Source organism: Pseudoalteromonas sp. SR41-8 (assembly GCF_014163915.1).
Taxonomy (GTDB): domain Bacteria; phylum Pseudomonadota; class Gammaproteobacteria; order Enterobacterales; family Alteromonadaceae; genus Pseudoalteromonas; species Pseudoalteromonas rhizosphaerae.
The window spans coordinates 1-17,751 of record NZ_JACJEE010000020.1; the positions used below are offsets into that span (position 1 = coordinate 1).

At 41.3% G+C, this 17,751-nt stretch carries 13 protein-coding genes; 4 read left to right on the forward strand and 9 right to left on the reverse strand.

The annotated features are described in order from the left end of the window. Nucleotides 1–185 precede the first annotated feature (185 nt). The 4 genes from H5162_RS13780 to H5162_RS13795 all read right to left on the reverse strand — a co-directional run bounded on the left by H5162_RS13780 (nucleotide 186) and on the right by H5162_RS13795 (nucleotide 5,039). Complete coding sequence (locus tag H5162_RS13780; protein ID WP_182731772.1) at nucleotides 186–593, reverse strand: diacylglycerol kinase; 408 nt, start codon at nucleotides 591–593, stop codon at nucleotides 186–188. 57 nt (nucleotides 594–650) lie between these two features. Further along, entirely contained in the window at nucleotides 651–2,651 is a 2,001-nt protein-coding gene (locus tag H5162_RS13785; protein WP_310736431.1) for a sulfatase-like hydrolase/transferase, read from the reverse strand. 164 nt (nucleotides 2,652–2,815) lie between these two features. Further along, nucleotides 2,816–3,487 (reverse strand): START domain-containing protein, encoded by a 672-nt coding sequence (locus H5162_RS13790; protein WP_182778785.1) that lies wholly within the window; start codon nucleotides 3,485–3,487, stop codon nucleotides 2,816–2,818. Between the two features lie 31 nt (nucleotides 3,488–3,518). After that, nucleotides 3,519–5,039, reverse strand: a complete 1,521-nt coding sequence (locus H5162_RS13795; protein ID WP_145235177.1) for a CYTH and CHAD domain-containing protein — start codon at nucleotides 5,037–5,039, stop codon at nucleotides 3,519–3,521. Between the two features lie 214 nt (nucleotides 5,040–5,253). Here H5162_RS13795 and H5162_RS13800 point away from each other — a divergent pair, with 214 nt between their 5' ends. Continuing rightward, the gene (locus tag H5162_RS13800) at nucleotides 5,254–5,853 is read left to right on the forward strand and encodes a TIGR04211 family SH3 domain-containing protein (protein ID WP_145235175.1); all 600 of its coding nucleotides are present in this window, start codon (nucleotides 5,254–5,256) and stop codon (nucleotides 5,851–5,853) included. Between the two features lie 677 nt (nucleotides 5,854–6,530). Here H5162_RS13800 and H5162_RS13805 read toward each other — a convergent pair. Further along, nucleotides 6,531–7,013 (reverse strand): winged helix-turn-helix transcriptional regulator, encoded by a 483-nt coding sequence (locus tag H5162_RS13805; RefSeq protein ID WP_145235173.1) that lies wholly within the window; start codon nucleotides 7,011–7,013, stop codon nucleotides 6,531–6,533. A gap of 170 nt (nucleotides 7,014–7,183) precedes the next feature. Here H5162_RS13805 and putA point away from each other — a divergent pair, with 170 nt between their 5' ends. After that, on the forward strand, nucleotides 7,184–10,987 hold the full coding sequence (putA, locus tag H5162_RS13810) for a bifunctional proline dehydrogenase/L-glutamate gamma-semialdehyde dehydrogenase PutA (protein WP_182778786.1): 3,804 nt from the start codon (nucleotides 7,184–7,186) through the stop codon (nucleotides 10,985–10,987). Nucleotides 10,988–11,095: 108 nt separating this feature from the next. After that, nucleotides 11,096–12,292 (forward strand): HD-GYP domain-containing protein, encoded by a 1,197-nt coding sequence (locus H5162_RS13815; RefSeq protein ID WP_182760235.1) that lies wholly within the window; start codon nucleotides 11,096–11,098, stop codon nucleotides 12,290–12,292. A 47-nt stretch (nucleotides 12,293–12,339) separates the two neighbouring features. Here H5162_RS13815 and H5162_RS13820 read toward each other — a convergent pair whose 3' ends face one another. Further along, nucleotides 12,340–13,365: a general secretion pathway protein GspB gene (locus tag H5162_RS13820; protein ID WP_182778787.1), complete on the reverse strand. Its 1,026-nt coding sequence runs from the start codon at nucleotides 13,363–13,365 to the stop codon at nucleotides 12,340–12,342. Between the two features lie 13 nt (nucleotides 13,366–13,378). Further along, nucleotides 13,379–14,296 carry an ExeA family protein gene (locus tag H5162_RS13825; RefSeq protein ID WP_145235164.1) on the reverse strand — a complete coding sequence of 306 codons (918 nt, stop codon included), beginning with the start codon at nucleotides 14,294–14,296 and terminating at the stop codon, nucleotides 13,379–13,381. A gap of 128 nt (nucleotides 14,297–14,424) precedes the next feature. Here H5162_RS13825 and H5162_RS13830 point away from each other — a divergent pair, with 128 nt between their 5' ends. Further along, a complete protein-coding gene (locus H5162_RS13830; RefSeq protein WP_145235163.1) occupies nucleotides 14,425–15,531 on the forward strand; it encodes a tRNA nucleotidyltransferase in 1,107 nt (368 codons plus the stop codon). 9 nt (nucleotides 15,532–15,540) lie between these two features. Here the strand turns inward: H5162_RS13830 and H5162_RS13835 are convergent, their stop codons facing one another. Next, nucleotides 15,541–16,050 carry a DUF1566 domain-containing protein gene (locus H5162_RS13835; RefSeq protein WP_182760237.1) on the reverse strand — a complete coding sequence of 170 codons (510 nt, stop codon included), beginning with the start codon at nucleotides 16,048–16,050 and terminating at the stop codon, nucleotides 15,541–15,543. Next, nucleotides 16,047–17,720, reverse strand: a complete 1,674-nt coding sequence (locus H5162_RS13840; RefSeq protein ID WP_182760238.1) for a DUF1566 domain-containing protein — start codon at nucleotides 17,718–17,720, stop codon at nucleotides 16,047–16,049. Before H5162_RS13840 ends, H5162_RS13835 begins: the two co-directional genes overlap by 4 nt. Nucleotides 17,721–17,751: the final 31 nt, after the last annotated feature.

Consider the following 17,751-nt stretch of genomic DNA (forward strand, 5'->3'; position numbering starts at 1 on the left):
ATAAATACAGTGATAACAAGGCGTAAATTTTGACATGTAGTTGTTCTACTTGAAAAAATTATAACGCAGTTAGCGCTTTATTTAGCTCGCTAGAATGGTTAAATATTTAAGTCGATTGGTATAACTAGGAGTTAGGGTGTATTCGAAGCTTGTCGCTCAAAGCCAGTGACGTTTTACCTAACTTCCTAACCTATCAATGTAAGTATCTTTTCATACCCAGCCACAGCCCATACAATAAACAACACTATCAGTGCTAATGTTACAGCCGCTGAAGCGATATCTTTCGCACGCCCTGATAGCACGTGGTATTCAACACCTACTCGATCTGTTAATGCTTCAATTGCTGAGTTTAGCAACTCAACAATCAACAATAACAAAAAGCTGATTACAAGAAGTGCCCAGTGCTGCAATGATTGTGCTAGCCAAAATGATAACGGCAATAATACTAGCCCTAGCGCAAGCTCAGTGCGAAAGGCCGATTCTTCCTTAAATGCAGCTTTAAAACCTTTAATTGAGCACTTGGTTGCTTTAAAAATGCGCCCAATCCCTATGCCGTTGGGTTTGTTTACTAAATTAATTTCTGGTTTAGTCATTTTATGATCTTTAGCGTATAGCTTTTGCTTATCGGGTGATGGGCCAAACACATTACCTTAATCCATGCCTTGAGTTAATAACTGCCAGGCTGTCGCCATATACTGGGTATATGCTTGCTCTGCCTGCGCATCAACTTCGACAAATTGCGGTGGTGTTGTCGGTAAAAGCTGAGTTTTATCCCGCTCATTGACCCTATAATACTCATAAAGTGCCGATAAATCACCACGCCAAAGCTGCTCATTGTGACGTATTGTTTGAAAACCAAATACCCTTCGATCTGGCGCTGCATTAAATAATGATTGTCCCATGCTATAAAACTGAGTATTTGCTGGCGCAATTAAATCTAATAATGTTGGAGCGATATCCATATGGCTTGCCACTTGTTGTGCTGGCACTAAATCTGCGCTAACACCTTTGCCATAAATCACCATCGGCACATGAGTTAACTCATATAAATTTGGACGCTTGTGAAAGTTGCGACGACTATAATGATCCCCTGTAATGACAAATAATGCATCTGGATAGCGTTGCTCCATCTTAGCCACAAACTCACCCAGCATTTTATCTGCATACCACAAGTGCCCTAATACATACGGATCTAATAACTCCCCTTCTAATCTATTTATCTCTGCAGGATAATCTGCAGCCGACTTATAAGGGTAGTTATATTTGTCTAAATCGAGATTAAACGGGCCATGATAACTACCAGAGAGAATCACATTAAAGCTTTTCTGTGTGGTTTTTTCTGCCACTAAATCAAATAACTGACCATCATCAATGCCCCAGACTCCTGCACTACCTTTACCGCCAGCATCGGTAGCTGAATAGACCTTATCAGCACCTTGAGATAGAACGTACTCACCGACATTCTGCCATGATAATAAACCACCATAAAAAAACTGACTGGTGTACCCTAACTGCTCTAATTGATTAAATAACGATAGCTTGCTGCTTGGTTTTTGTGGCCCAATCAAACTCATATTAACCCCTGCATAAGGGATCCCAGATACAATACTGGATAGCGAATTCATAGTACTGCTAGCTGCAGGTAAAACGTTATCTAGGTAAATACCTTTACTAGCTAGATTTTTTAACTGATTGGTTAAATTAAGCGAAGCATACTTCTGTTGTAACGGCCAAGAATCATAGCTTTCCATAACAATCACGAACACGTGTGACGGTGCAGCTAACAAAGGTGCTGTAGTATATTGACTCAATGCGTTTAAAGGTAAGACATCAAGCACTGAGTTATGATTTAAATATGGATTTTCGCCGTCTACGCCATGACTTTGTAGATCGTTGTAATCTTTAATGGCATATAAAAAGCTGCGAAATGGATTGATCACTAAATTATTAATAAATGGGTCCGGCGTTACCGCAGACCACTTCCGTGATGCCGGACGTGACTCAAAAGAACCTCGAATAGCACAGATAAATAACACCACTATGATGCTAATTAACAACGTACGCTTCCATTTACAGTCAGTAAAAATGCGCTGTAAAAAGCTATTCGACTGCTTATCAACGCGATGACATAACTTAAATGCAATTACTAACAGTGTAAATAACCCCAGTAAACTTCCCCATGGCCGATATTGTTCAATCACGGTTAAAGCAATTGCTTGCTGATCATCGTGCAACCCTTCAAACATAAAGTAATTGAATTGACTGCCGTACTCTGAAATATACGTAATACTAGTTATACAGAGTAAAATAGCGACTATAAAAAAGAGTTTACCTGTAAAGTTACGCACCATTCTTACCCAATGACCTAAACGCATCGGCTGTAAAATACAATTTAATAAAAAGGGGATGCTAAAACACACACCACTGGCTGCTGAGTCAAAAGCAAATCCTGTTTCTAAGGTGTTTAAAATGACATCAAGATCTATTGGTGTAGTGATTCGGTCATGAAAGTAGACTAAAAAGAAAATCCGAAAGCTCATAAACAATAAAACACCCGCTAGCCATAATGTAGCGATGCGCCAACTTTCGTTAACAAATGAAAACCAACGGCTTGAGCCTGCAAGTGATCCTGCAAGTGATGAAGCTAACACTATACTGTCCTTAAAGTAGTATGTTCCCAGGGCGGGAATATTACCGATTTAAGTTACAGTAACAATATTTTTTTTGTAATTATTTGTAATAAATATTTAATAAAAAAACAGTAACAAGAAATTAACTAGCCATCTAGATTATGTCGATTGTTAGCATTAATACGCTATTGTTTATTGGTATGACTACAATTGCCAACTTGGCTTACTTGCTGATCTGTTTGATAGGTTTTATTGATTAAGCGTAATTTAAGAGCAAGCAAGGTATGCATCGCACTTTTTAATCCCACTTTATTGCTTAGCCAATAAGGAATTGCACCACCAGGGTTGGCGTATATTTCATATGTTATGGTTAACAATGATTGCCCTTCACTGTTATGCTGGGTTAATAACCAATGTGCTTTTAGATCTGTGATACGGATCACAGCTTGGCGCTTTGCAAGCTCCCCTGTTTTTGCTGCAATCGTTAACTTCGTCTGAGTGTCGTTCAGTTGTTGGTAGCATGAGTAACTCACCATATCGCGATCAGCGAGCGGCCACGGCGAGTCAAACTCGGTATGTACAATAGTTTCTGAGGGGCTTACTCGTTCCAACACTTTCACATGGGTAACATTATCAATCCATAACGGCGCGCTGTCAGTATCACTTAGCAATGTCATAAAGTCATTGGCCGTGACGCCTTCAACAGTGATCTCTGCCTGCACTTCAAAAATACCATTGTCATGTTTTTTGTAGTACACACTTGCACCATCACGCTGTTTCCAGAGTTGCCAATGCTGAACATCACTGATCGCATCAGCACTAAATAGCAGAATTAGTAATAATACCCGCCGTACCATGTGTATTCCCTATGTACTGGCTTAAAGGCGATTACTGCCAGTAAGGTGATATTTTATATGAAGCTAAGCGGCTTTGTTCCATTGCGTCGACCAAGAATTCAGACTTTCTTTCAAGCCAGCTTTGAATTTTTGCCAGCTCTTCATCATCTTGTCCTGCACATAACTGCTTTAGATACTCAAGCGTGCTGAGCTCGTACATGCCGTGTGAAATATCTAACCATGGAATACGAAACTCACTGCGTTCATCTTTTTCAAATAACGAACCTAAACAGTTACCACTGAGTAAGCTGTTTTCTAAACGCATGCGTAAATCCAAGTAATCCTTAACTGTCAGTGTTTTTTGTTCTGGAAGTAATTGATGAAGGTCTTGCCAATCTTTTTCAAATAATCGATTAGCAATCTCAGCGACTGGTTTTTCAGCTGCTTGAAACTGTACTTGTCCCCAACTTTTACGCCATTGCTTATCCACCAGCCAGGTGGTTAAAGACAATAATAAGCGGTTATAGCGAGCGCTATGAAACAACCGATTAATATCATCAATACTTGGCTGTAGCTCTTTTAAGTCATTAATAACTTGCGTTAACTCAGGTGCACTGTTGATTTTTTTATAGTATGCGTGGCGCTTAGAAGTATATGTTTTTAGTTGAATCGCGTTTTCAACCCATGCTAACTCACTTAACAGCCATTTTAGCTCGGTGCGTAATAGCTCGGTGGTGCTTTTATCAACAATATCGTCAAACAACCAGAACGTATGACGGATTAAACTAATACCATCGGTCACTCGTTTCAGAGTTTTTAAACTCGGTTTATCGAAATAACACTGTTCATGTTTTTGTACAAAACGAATACCAAAGCCAATTGCGGCTATAAGTGCTTGCTCTTGTGTTGCATATTTAGGTAACGATACAAAGCCAATTGATTTACTTGGCTTAAGTGGTTTTTCATCCGCAAGGCGATAACCACGAGCCGCTTTAGAATATAACCCTAAACGAATATTACTTTGACTCACTAACTTATCAGCTAAAGCAAATAATTCATCGCGGCTGCCTTCAACCAGTTCAATTTCAAGCTCACAAATTGGCTCCATCAAACCCGATGCAGATACTTCGCCTTTATCTAACACTACCTCAATTTTAGCGCCACTGTCGGTTTCAATAAGCCAAGTACGACGAATAAAGTTAGTACTAAAAATAGGATAAAGATTAGCGGAAATTGCACTTATTTGCATACCATGCGGCCAAATACTGGCATCAAATGCAGTTATATTTGGTCGGCTACTTTCCAGCGGTAAATTATATTCAGGTCGTTGATGCAACCCGCCCATAACTTCTCCAGCAAGCTTGATAGTTTGCTCACATTGATTATCAGCACAGCGGGTACGAAAACCGATATCGAGCGCTCTTAATTCACGGCTTGGCGTGTCAAAATAAGCATTTTGTAAACTACGCGAAGGTTTATTAGTAACCGTTTTTGCAAATTGAGTAATTAACGCGGGGATCAGTGGGATTACGGCGTCTGACACCAAAAACTTCAGTTCTATCTCAGTATCCATTAGGCTTGAGGATTACCTTTAAAATAAATAAGAGCTCAAAATAAACAAAGCTGCTCAACATTGCAAATTTTTTAGCTTATTTGAATCATGAAACAGCAGCCATGATTACAATATCAGTCTTGCTATTAGGGCGCTAAATCCATACTATCTCAATACTTAACTATGAATAATACGATTGCTGTCCCACAGACGGTTACATTAACAGGGTAGATTGATGTTTAAACATTCTTTATTAGCTTTGCTATTCGCGGCGGCCGCATTTATGAGTCACGCAGAAGAAAGCAATTCAGCTAGCGATGCAAACACCGCTTATATAGTCGATAATCTTTATACATTTATGCACTCTGGCGCGAGTAAAAATTACCGCATTGTTGGCTCTGTTGATGCTGGTACAAAATTAACCCAGCTATCTGCTGAAGAAAATGGCTTTGTTAAAGTTATTGATGATAAAGAACGAGAAGGCTGGGTAGAAGCTAAATTTGTTTCTAAAACTCCTGGTATTCACCAACAATATCGCACGCTCAGTGCTGAAATGGCATCAATGCAAGAGCAACTTCGTCAAGCACAAATTGAATTGCCGCAGCTGCAAGAGCAAAGCCAAACTTTAACTGACCAAAATAGTGCTCTATCAGAGCAGATTACTAAATTAAAAAGTACCTTAGAAGTTGAACGCACTGAAAAACAACAAGCCGGTGCAAAAGAAAAACGTCAGCTACTAACTTATGGCGGAGCAATTGCCTTCATAGGTCTATTTTTAGGTATTATTTTGACTATCGTATTATCGCGCCGTAAACGTTACGACGGCTGGGCTTAATCGATAACCACTATATTTGATATTAAAAAAGCACCCTTGGGTGCTTTTTTAATGCGTGGGGTAAACCCGCGCCTACGTATTGGTAGCAGCGAGTTTACCTCGCGACTGTTTATACCTTTACACAAACAAACCTATTTAACCACCGAGGGCATAAAGGCGCTGCGCGCTACACAGAAAAACCAAAGTAAAAAATCACTTATTTCTTCTCTGTGGTGAATTAATCTCTGAAAGAACTTTAATCTAATTGCGTGGGGTAAACCCGCGCCTACGTATTGGTAGCAGCGAGTTTACCTCGCGACTGTTTATACATTTACACCGATAAACCTATTTTACCACCGAGGGCAGGAGACGCTGCGCGCTACACAAAGAAACCAAAGCAAAAAATCACTTATTTCTTCTCGGTGGTGAATTAATTACTGAAAGCACTTTAATCTAATTGCGTGGGGTAAACTCGCGCCTACGTATTGGTAGCAGCGAGTTTACCTCGCGACTGTTTATACATTTACACCGATAAACCTATTTTACCACCGAGGGCACAGAGGCGCTGCGCGCTACACAGAGAAACCAAAGTAAAAATCACTTATTTCTTCTCGGTGGTGAATTAATCTCTGAAAGAACTTTAATCTAATTGCGTGGGGTAAACCCGCGCCTACGTATTGGTAGCAGCGAGTTTAAATTTAAGTATCGAGTCTGAGCCCAGTGTCTTGTTTAATTTTTTCGATCACCATATAAGTGTGGTGCGTACCAACTCCCGGTATATCGACTAAATCACCAAGCACTTGACGGTATTCATCCATATCCGAAACCCGAATCTTTAATAGGTAATCATAGCCACCAGCAACCATGTCGCACTCAACAACTTGCTTGATTTTTAAAATATGTTCACGGAACACTTTAAATACCGCAGTATTTGACGTCACTAACGACACTTGCACATGCGCGACTAAGCTTTGATTAAGTTTGGCTTCGCTCAACTTGGCAAAGTAACCTTCGATATAACCTTCTTGTTCAAGCCGTTTTACTCGATCAAGACACGGGCTGGGACTTAAGTTAACCTGCTTTGCGAGGTTAACATTAGAAATTCTGCCGTTTTTTTGCAGAACGTCTAAAATTGCTAAATCGATACGATCGAGCATGCGTAATCTATTCGGACTTGTCATAACAGAATTTTATGCGGATAAGTTTAAAGTATGCCCTGTAAATTATCGTAAAACGCTAAATTTAACCAGCATATTCTGCTGGATTTTAATTAGAATGCACGCATTACGTACATAAAAATCGGGCAGCGAAATTTTTTAGCTGCAAGACTCCATACACCAGAGGGTTGCTTATGTTATTTGACGGCGATTTGACAACAACGTGTCCAATCAGACAAAAAATCCGTGACTTTTATCGCATTGACGAAAATGCTGTAATTGATCATATTTTACCGCTTGCTGAAGTAGGCGTAAAAGCTCGCAGCCGTGCTTGGGAACGTGCTCGCCAGATAGTTCACACTATTCGTCGCGATCAAGATGGTCAAAGCGGTGTTGATGCACTACTTAATGAGTTCTCACTCTCTAGTGAAGAAGGTGTGGTATTGATGTGCTTAGCTGAAGCATTGCTTCGCGTGCCAGATAAAGCCACTCAAGACACGCTAATTCGCGATAAGTTAGCCAAAGGCGACTGGAGCTCTCACTTAGGCAGCAGCGACTCACTATTCGTTAATGCGTCATCTTGGGGTCTATTAGTGACCGGTAAAATGGTTAACTACACTGATAAAACCAAAGAACAGCAGTTTGGTGTACTGAAAAAAACCATTGGTCGTTTAGGCGAGCCGGTTATTCGTAAGTCAGTAAACTTTGCCATGAAGATCATGGGTAAGCAGTTTGTTATGGGTCGTACAATTAACGAAGCCATCGAACGCGCTGCAGAAAAAGAGCAAAAAGGCTATGTATATTCATACGATATGCTTGGCGAAGGCGCTCGCACCATGAAAGATGCACAGCGTTACTTTAATAGCTATATGAATGCGATTCATGCTATTGGTAAAGCGGCAAATGGCCGTGGCCCAATTAAGAGCCCTGGTATTTCAGTGAAACTGTCTGCGATCCATCCTCGTTATGAGTTCACTCATAAAGAACGTGTCATGAACGAAATTGTGCCTAAGCTTAAAGAGCTGGCCATGGCAGCTAAAAGCTACGATATTGGCTTTACTGTTGATGCTGAAGAAGCTGATCGCCTTGATATTTCACTTGATGTAATCGAAGCAGTATTTAGTGATGATGACCTAGCTGGTTGGCATGGTTTTGGTTTAGCTGTGCAAGCGTATCAAAAACGCGCAATTTTTGTGATTGAATGGTTAACTGAGCTTGCCAGCCGTGTTGGTCGTAAAATGATGGTGCGTTTAGTTAAAGGTGCCTACTGGGATACCGAAATCAAAACCACACAACAAGATGGTTTAGAGCACTTCCCAGTATTTACTCGTAAGGCAACAACCGACGTATCTTACAAAGCATGTGCTATCAAAATGCTAGAAGCACGTGATGTACTTTATCCACAGTTTGCAACCCACAATGCCTACACTGCGGCAACAATTTTAGAAGTTGCTAAAGGTGATAACCAAGGTTTTGAATTCCAACGCCTGCACGGTATGGGTGAATCATTATTCGACCAAATCGTAACTGAAGAAAAAATTCAGTGTCGTGTTTATGCCCCTGTAGGTCAGCACGAAGATTTATTGGCTTATTTAGTGCGTCGTTTACTTGAAAACGGTGCTAACTCATCGTTTGTTAACGCCATTGTTGATACCACTAAACCTGTTGAATCGTTATTACCGGATCCGGTAGAAACACTGCAAGGTTTGCGTAACAAATACAACACGCAAATTAAGATGCCAATTGATTTATACGGCGCTGAACGTGCTAACTCAAAAGGTATGGATTTAACCGATATCAATGTGATCACGCCATTCAAGGAAAATCTTGATAACTGGTTTGCAGAGCACCGTATTAGTGAAAGCGATATTCCTGAAGGTTCAATTGCAGTTAAAAACCCTGCCAATCATCAAGAGATTATCGGTCATATCAAGCTACAAAATAGCGATGATATGCTCACTCTACTAAGCAATGCAGAAACCGCCTTTGAGTCGTGGTCACAAACGCCAGTTAAAGAGCGCGCAAACCTATTACGCCGCATTGCTGATATTCTAGAACGTCATCACGACGAACTTGTGGCTATCTGTATCAAAGAAGCCGGCAAAGTAGCACAAGATGGTATTGACGAAGTACGTGAAGCGGTTGATTTTTGTCGCTACTACGCTGCTCGCGCCGAAGAGCTAAGTGAAGATGAGCGTTTTGAAGCCCGTGGTGTGATTTTATGTATCAGCCCATGGAACTTCCCACTAGCAATCTTCTTAGGTCAAGTTGCTGCAGCAATCGTAACTGGTAACACTGTTATTGCAAAGCCAGCTGAACAAACTAGCTATATTGCACTGCGTACTATTGAGCTTATGTTATCTGTTGGTTTACCAGAGCATGTGGTACAGCCTGTTATCGCACGTGGTAGTGAAGTAGGAAAAACCATTGTTCCTGATGAACGCATTCAAGCGGTTATGTTCACAGGCTCTACTGAGACCGGTACCATCATTTCTCAAACACTTGCTGCACGTAATGATCTTCAAGTACCGTTGATTGCCGAAACAGGCGGTCAGAACTGTATGATCGTAGATTCAACAGCACTGCCAGAGCAAGTCGTTGACGATGTGATCAGCTCTGGTTTCCAAAGTGCTGGTCAACGTTGTTCTGCACTGCGTGTATTGTTCATTCAAGAAGATATCGCAGATAGCGTAATTGAAATGATCAAAGGCGCGTTAAAAGAGCTACACATTGGCGATCCATCATTACTATCAACCGATATCGGCCCTGTAATTGATGAAAAAGCCTTGATGAACTTAAACGAACACGTTGAGTACTTAAAAGGCAACGCAACACTGCATTATGAGTGTGATATTCCAGATAACAGCGAAAACGGAGCGTATTTCTTTGCGCCACGTTTATATGAAATCAAAGATCTATCTGTACTGAAACGTGAAGTATTTGGCCCATGTGTGCATATAATTCGCTTTAAAGGCACAGAACTTGATAACGTGATTGACCAAATAAATAACACTGGGTTTGGTTTAACCATGGGTATCCATTCACGCATCGAAGAGCGTTGTGAATACTTAGCAAAAATGTCGCGTGCCGGGAACGTCTACGTTAACCGTAATATGATTGGCGCGATTGTTGGCGTACAACCGTTTGGTGGTCGTGGTTTATCTGGCACCGGACCTAAAGCTGGTGGCCCTAACTACTTAACTCGTTTAGTTAAAGAAAAAGCATCGCCTGAAAACGTGCAAATGACTAACTTGACGCCAGACGAGCTTGACACTCACCACTATTCAGGTGCTGCTGAGCAAGTCGAGAAGTTAATGGCAAATTCAATGCGCGATGAAAAAATTTGGCGCGCAACACCACTGAACGATCGTGTTTCAGCGGTACGTCAGCTATTAGCTAAAGTTGCCACAGTCGATATTATCGATGAACTAGCCGACGATTTAGCATTAACACTTGCCGATGCACGTGCCCAGCTTAATCGCCTTGAAAAGCACATGCGTAAGTTTACTACTTTGCCGGGGCCAACAGGTGAATCAAACACCCTTCACCTTGAAGCGCGTGGTTGTGTGGTTTGTTATGCAGATAAGAGTACCTCGTTTAACTTCTGGGCTATTTCGATCATCACAGCTCTTGCTGCTGGTAATACCGTGATCACCGTAGCATCTGAGTTATTCTATGACGAAGCGGTAGCCTTTAAAGATAAATTTATCTCAACTGGTATTGCTGAAGGGGTATTCCAAGTAGCTAAGCCGAATCAGTTACAAGCTATTTTGGCGCACCCTCATTTAGCAGGTGCTGTTGTTGCAGCGCGCTCATCGCGCTTAGGTTACTTCAGTCAACAGCTGGCACAACGTAAAGGAGCTATCTTGCCAGTGATCAGTGCTGAGTACTACGACACGCTAATCAAACGCTTAGTAACAGAAAAGACCATAAGTATTGATACAACTGCTTCGGGCGGTAATACATCACTAATGACTTTAGTTGAAGATGACGAGTAGAGTTTAAGTAGATATTAACAAAGGGCGCTAATTAGCGCCCTTTTTACTACTTATCCAGTAAAAAGTTTGCTAGTTTTGTAGTACGTTATTTATTATGAAGTAAACACATTGAAAATTATCCCAATCGATCAGCTTATGCCAGGTATGTTTGTGCATAGCGTAACTAAACAAACTGGTAAAATTAAAATCAAAAACCAAGGTTGGGTAAAAACGCAAGCAGGCGTGCAGCAGCTTATAAAAGCCGGTATCTTAGAAATCGAAATTGATCCTGATAAAACCATCGTTGAACTCACTCCTACAGCCACAACAAACGATATAAAGGTTGAACCGCCTAAACAACGTGATCCTTGGTCTACAACACACAGTGTTGAGCAAGAGATGGACAAAGCATTTAAGCTCTACAGCGAAGCAAAACAACTGCAAAGCAAAGCATTTACCGATATAAAAGCCGGTAACACTATAGATATTGCCCCCTTTAAAGAATTAGCTAGCGGCTTTATTGATTCGGTATTTCGTAATCAAGATGCCCTAGCATGCATCACCCGTATGCGTGAAAAAGACGCCTACCTACTAGAACACTCGATCAACGTCTCGATCTTAATCAGTATTTTTGCCAAACACTTAGGTTTTGAACGAGCGCTTATTGAAGAACTTGCCACCGGTGCGCTGTTACATGATATTGGTAAAATTCAGATACCGGATGACATTCTTAATAAGCCGGGTAAGTTAACCGATCAAGAATATAAAGTGATTCAGGATCATGCGCGCTTTAGTAAAGAAATTTTAGAACTGGCGGGCCTTAAAGGCATTGCTGTCGATATTGCAGGCTTTCATCATGAGCGACTAGATGGCACGGGTTACCCGTTTGGCAAGCGAGCTGATGAAATAAGCCAGTACGTGCGTATGGCATCGATTGTTGATGTCTATGACGCACTTACCGCAGAGCGTGTTTATAAGGCCGGCATGGAGCCAATCAAGGCCTTTAAAATACTCAAAGACGGTTGTCCAGATAGCTTTGATGGCGAGTTACTGACTAAATTTATTCAGTGTATTGGCGTTCATCCAGTTGGCACGTTAGTTAAACTGTCGAGTCAAAAAGTCGGCCTAGTGACCAAAAGCAACCCTAGCAGCCCTCTTAAACCTCAAGTGAAAACTTTTTACAATGCAAAACACGCTCACTACACACAAGTTCAAGATATAGATCTGGCGCACAACCGAACTCAAGATTCGTTAGAATCCGCCATTAAACCAGCGGATTTCAACATTGATTTAATTAGATTTTTCAAAAATTCAATTTTGCCGTAATAATCGCCGAAAACGAAATTGGCCTGCGCGAAGTAGCTATCTAATCTTCACTCGGGCCAATCTTGCAGCGCTTTTAAGCTAAATTCATAATCATCAAAGCTCAGCACCGTTTGCTCTGGAGTGATCTCTAATACTCTTAAGTCCCCAATGCTATCCCCCTCATACAACTCCCGATTATTGAGCTTAACCCAACGTTTATCAGGTGATGATGAGTAAATATGCGCTTGGTATTTAATTTCTGGCATCAATGCCAACAAAGCATCAGGTAGTAACTCAATCGGCTCAGCATAAGATGAATTTTTAGTGCCTTGCGTTACTTGATGAGATTGGGTGCTTTGAGTATCTTCGATAGCGCGAGCAAAGGCATTTTTAAGCGCCGTTGGCACAGTTTCAAGTTCTTCATCGCTTACCGTTGCAACCGGCTTTGATTTCTCACTAGTCGGTTCGCCAAGAGGCTTCCCCAATACTTTGTATTTACTCATATCGATATTGCTAGCGCTATTGTTAATCATTGGCTGCATTTGCACTGCATTAGGATTATATTGCTGCTGAGGCGCTGCATATACTTGCTGATAACCATTAGGTGTTTGCACCAGTATTGGCTGACCTTGCGGATAAGCTGGTGCAGTATTTACTGGCACTTGCACCCACTGATATTGCCCTGTTGCTTGTTGGTATTGCTGAGGTTGAACAAATTGCGGCTGAGACATCGGCTGCGTGCTAGCAACTTGCGCTGGGCTAGTTTGTACTGGATTTGTTTGCACAGGTATCGATTGCTCAGGCTTCACTGTGGCAGGCACAGGTGTTTTGTCATCAGCAGGCTCCACTGATTGATCCTGAACACTCGTTACCATTTGTTCAGGGGTATTTAAATGATTTTTTTGTAACCATTTACCAATTGAAAACCCTGCCATCAAGGTCAGTAAAAAAGCAACCAACAAGCCAAGCGAAATCGCAATAAAACGATAACGCTGTAGTTCTTGCTGCTGTTTTAATTGCTCAGCGTTTCTGTCATGTGCTGACGCTTCATCATGTTGTTCTGATTGTTTTAAGGCATCTAATAAATACGACATATATGACCATTAATTAAAGAATGAACGACAAACCAATACCCAGACTGAGCACAGTTAAAAATGCCAACGGATAGAGCCAATTAAACGACGACTGCTGCTCTATGCTAACGGAACTTAATGCACTCGGCGGTAACGCTTCTTGTGCTGAGCGCATTACTATATCACTATCAATCATCGTTAGCTGCTTAGAAAAAGCTCCCATTAAACAGCGTTCACATAATAAATTTACTAAACGCGGAATACCTGCAGTAACTAAGTGAATCGTTTTTAACGCATCATTTGAGAATAGTCCCCGATCACAACCTGCAACATACAAACGATGTTTAACGTAAGCAAAAGTTTGTCCTTCAGTTAACGGTAGTAAATGATAACGAGCAGTGATCCGCTGCGCTAACTGACGCAACTCATTACGCTTTAATAAAGCCTGTAATTCTGGCTGACCAACCAATACTATTTGTAGTAATTTTTTATGATTTGTTTCTATGTTAGTTAATAAACGAAGCTGTTCTAGTACGTCAGGGGCTAAAAGCTGAGCTTCATCAATAATCAAAATAGTGTGGCCACCAGCTTGATGATTTGCTTCAAGATGCTTTTTAATTGCATCAGTTAAGGTTTTTAACGTCGCATTTTGCTCGTCATAAACAATATGAAATTCATCGCAAATACTCGCTAACAGTTCCAATTGTGACAGTGCTGGATTATGGATCAACGCCACTTGTGTGTTTTCAGGTAACTGCTCTTGCAAACTGCGGGTTAAGGTCGTTTTCCCTGTTCCCACCTCACCGGTTAACAATACAAACCCACCGGCTTCACCTAAGCCATAAGTTAAATGCGCCAACGCTTCTTTATGGCGTTCGCTTAAAAATAAGTACTGTGGATTTGGCGCGATTGAAAACGGTTTCTCTGACAAGCCAAAATAGCTTAAATACACCCTAAATTTCCTTACTGATTAAATCACGGCCTATAATGGCAAAAAAACAGCGTAAGTGAAAACCTTGTTAGCGTTTTATTAGCTAAATAACGTAAAATAGTTTGCACAGTTAATATTCAGGGGAAATTATGCAAGTTTATTTGGTCGGTGGAGCAGTTCGTGATGAGCTATTAGGGCGAATCATCAAAGAACGCGATTATGTGGTGGTCGGTGCAACTCCTGAGCAACTGATCAAACAAGGCTATCAACAAGTTGGTAAAGACTTTCCCGTTTTTTTACACCCAAAAACTAAAGAAGAATACGCACTAGCTCGTACCGAGCGAAAACAAGGCCAAGGTTACACGGGCTTTGTCTGCGAGTTTTCAGCAGATGTTACCTTAGAAGACGACTTACGCCGCCGCGATTTAACCGTTAACGCTATTGCAAAAGCACAAGATGGCAACTTAATTGATCCTTATGGCGGCAAGCAAGATTTAGACAACCGCATTTTGCGCCATGTATCTGACGCATTTAGCGAAGATCCACTACGTATATTACGCGTTGCCCGTTTTGCAGCTCGTTATCATTATCTTGGTTTTACGATTGCCGAAGAAACCCAGCAATTGCTAACACAGATGATCAACCAAGGTGAGTTACAAACACTCACCGCAGAACGCATTTGGCTAGAATGTGAAAAATCATTAACGGATGGCGCATTTGCTGAGTTTTTGAATATTTTAGCGCAGTTAGGCGCGCTTAGTGCAATCAGCCCTGCCTTAGCAGGTAACTGGAGCGATGAGTTATATCAACAACTAAAAAACCGTTACGCTTACGCACAAAGCCAAAATATAACCGATCAGGCATTATTGTTTGCACAAGCCACTGCATCATTGACGCAAGAAGAGATTAAAATTCTCAGTCAAACTATTCGTTTACCAAATGACGTACGCGATTTGGCATTACAACTTAATGCCCACCAAGCAACCTTAAGTAGCCAAACAATCACCGCACAGCAACTACTCCGTTGCTGCAATCAACTCGATTTATGGCGCCGCCCTGAACGGTTCGAGGCAGTTCTTAAAGCCGTTGAGATTAACCAAGCAGCATCACTGGCTAATCAAAAATTATTAACAGCAACCAAAGCAGCTAAAGCAATTAACCCGCAGCAATTTATTACGCAAGGCATTAAGGGCGCAGCAATAAAAACCGCGCTAGAACAAGCGCGGTTAGAGATATTGCAGCAGTATTTCAATTAACTAAGCTAGCTACTTTTCATAACGTACTAGACGTAGGTACACAAATGAGGTTTTATCGTGCAAACTGTTAAGGCCTCTGTCAAAGGTGTATACCCAAGCTGAAGTTTTATCGGCAATACCTGAAGTATTTGTCCAATAGTTTTCACTTTTATTACCTAAAAATACAGACTGATTAATACTTGGGGTAACACAGCTGTGCTCTAAAATACTAGCAAGCTCTTTATTATTAGGTAGTTGCCAATCTGTATATGCACCTGTTCGGTCATTCACAGCGGCTCTTAGCGCCTCTTGCCAATTTACTTTTACAGCACTATTAATACAGCTGTTGGTGGCAACATCATAACCTTGTCCATAACTACAGGTTTGCCACATTAGCCCGGTTACACTGTCGCTAACGGTGCCATCAACACTAACTGTAAAACGGGTTGCGGGTGTTGTTTCGGTCACACCAGTGTAGCAAGTCTGCACAGCCATCACGGCAGGACTAAGTAGCAGTAAGCCAACTAATAATGATTTCATTGCGATGCTCCTGCAGTTCTAACCAAGCGCACAAAGGCGGTATTACCTTTTGGATAAGCCAGATCATTGCCGTTACTCATATCAAAAACATACGCTTGCGATAAACTGGTACCATCGGCCGAAGTTTGTGAGGTCCAATAAATTAGTCCATCCTCTAATAAGTTGCTATTAGGCGTATTAGGAAAATAATTCTCATCAAGCAATATTGATTGTCCATGCTTGCCATAATTAAGTAGCGTTAATAACTCTGTGTAAGTAGGCACTCGCCAGTTGGTACCACCACAATAATCGAGTGTATTGACGGCATTAATATACACCTGCAAATTACAGTTACTACTACTTGGGCAAGTACTATTCGGTGTCCCTTGTACACTCCCCGTTTGTACGCCATCGCCACTATTTAAATACCATGTGTAGTGATTTTGACCTTCACGCAACGCCGTATTTGGCAAAGTGCCTGTATTAGGGCTTTTTACTTCCCAAATCAAACCCGTTACGTTATCGCGAATACAACTAAAGTTGCTTGCAGAATCACTCAGTTCATCTGCGAACTCATTTAATTTAGTAAAATCAAAAGCCAATTCACCTTTACCGACTTTTTCTATATGTGTAGTTGCGACGCTGTCACGACCCAAAACAGCATCTTGGCGAGGAAAGTCAGGGCTCGTACAGGCTATTTCTTGGGTGTTGTTGTAACATTTATCCATACCGGTATCATTGAGCAAACCAAGCGGTTTTGATTTAACCACGATATTGACGGTGTCTGTATCTGTGCGCCCTTTGCTATCAGTCACGGTTACTTCAAAGGTATGCGTGTTAACCGCTTCGGTCGCTGGTGCAGTAAAAGAGGTAATGCATTGTTGCTGATTATCAAGTATTGCATTGCCAGATATTTGTTGCCAATAGCATTTAAAGGTGTCTGTTACTGTTTCTGAACCTGTGGCATCTAAGGTCACTCTTTCCAGCTCAATAGCACTCTGATCAATACCAGCATTGGCAATAATCACATCGCTGGTTTTATTTAAGGTATGTGAATATTGCGTGCTTGCTTCTCCCCCCTCATCATCGACAACTGTTAACAGCCAAGTGATCTGCGTGTTGGTATCAAGTAACGGATGAGTGAAACTAATTGTTGCATTGCTATTACTATCTACAGCAAGCGTTGGTCCTGCAATTTGTTGCCAGTTATAGCTATTAATTTGGCCATTTTCATCCGGATCAACTGAGCTGGCACCACTTAAGGTAATTGTATCTTTATAATCAGAAGGCAGTGTTTCGGGTGAAGTTTGAGTAACAATAACCTGAGGAAGCTGATTATTTGACTCAATTTCGATCAGTAAGTCATCACTTACTAATTGACCATCTGTGGTTTGATAACTAACACGCAATAATAATTCGCTGTTTGCTTTAATATCGGGGGCGGTAATTGTTTGTAGTGCACCATCAAGGGGGAAACTGTCAATAATTGGTCCACTTACTCGCTGCCACGTAAAAGTACCATCAACAGGCGAACCTTTGGCTTCAATAGTAAATTCACTTTTTTCAATAATGCGCTGATCATCGCCAGCAAAAACGGATGCTGCAACCACGGGATTATCGTTGCCGCCTCCGCCGCCACCGCATGCTGTCAATACAGCTAATAACGGTAAAACTATCAAGGGGGATTTCATGCACTGATTCCTCATTTAAAACTGAAATTAC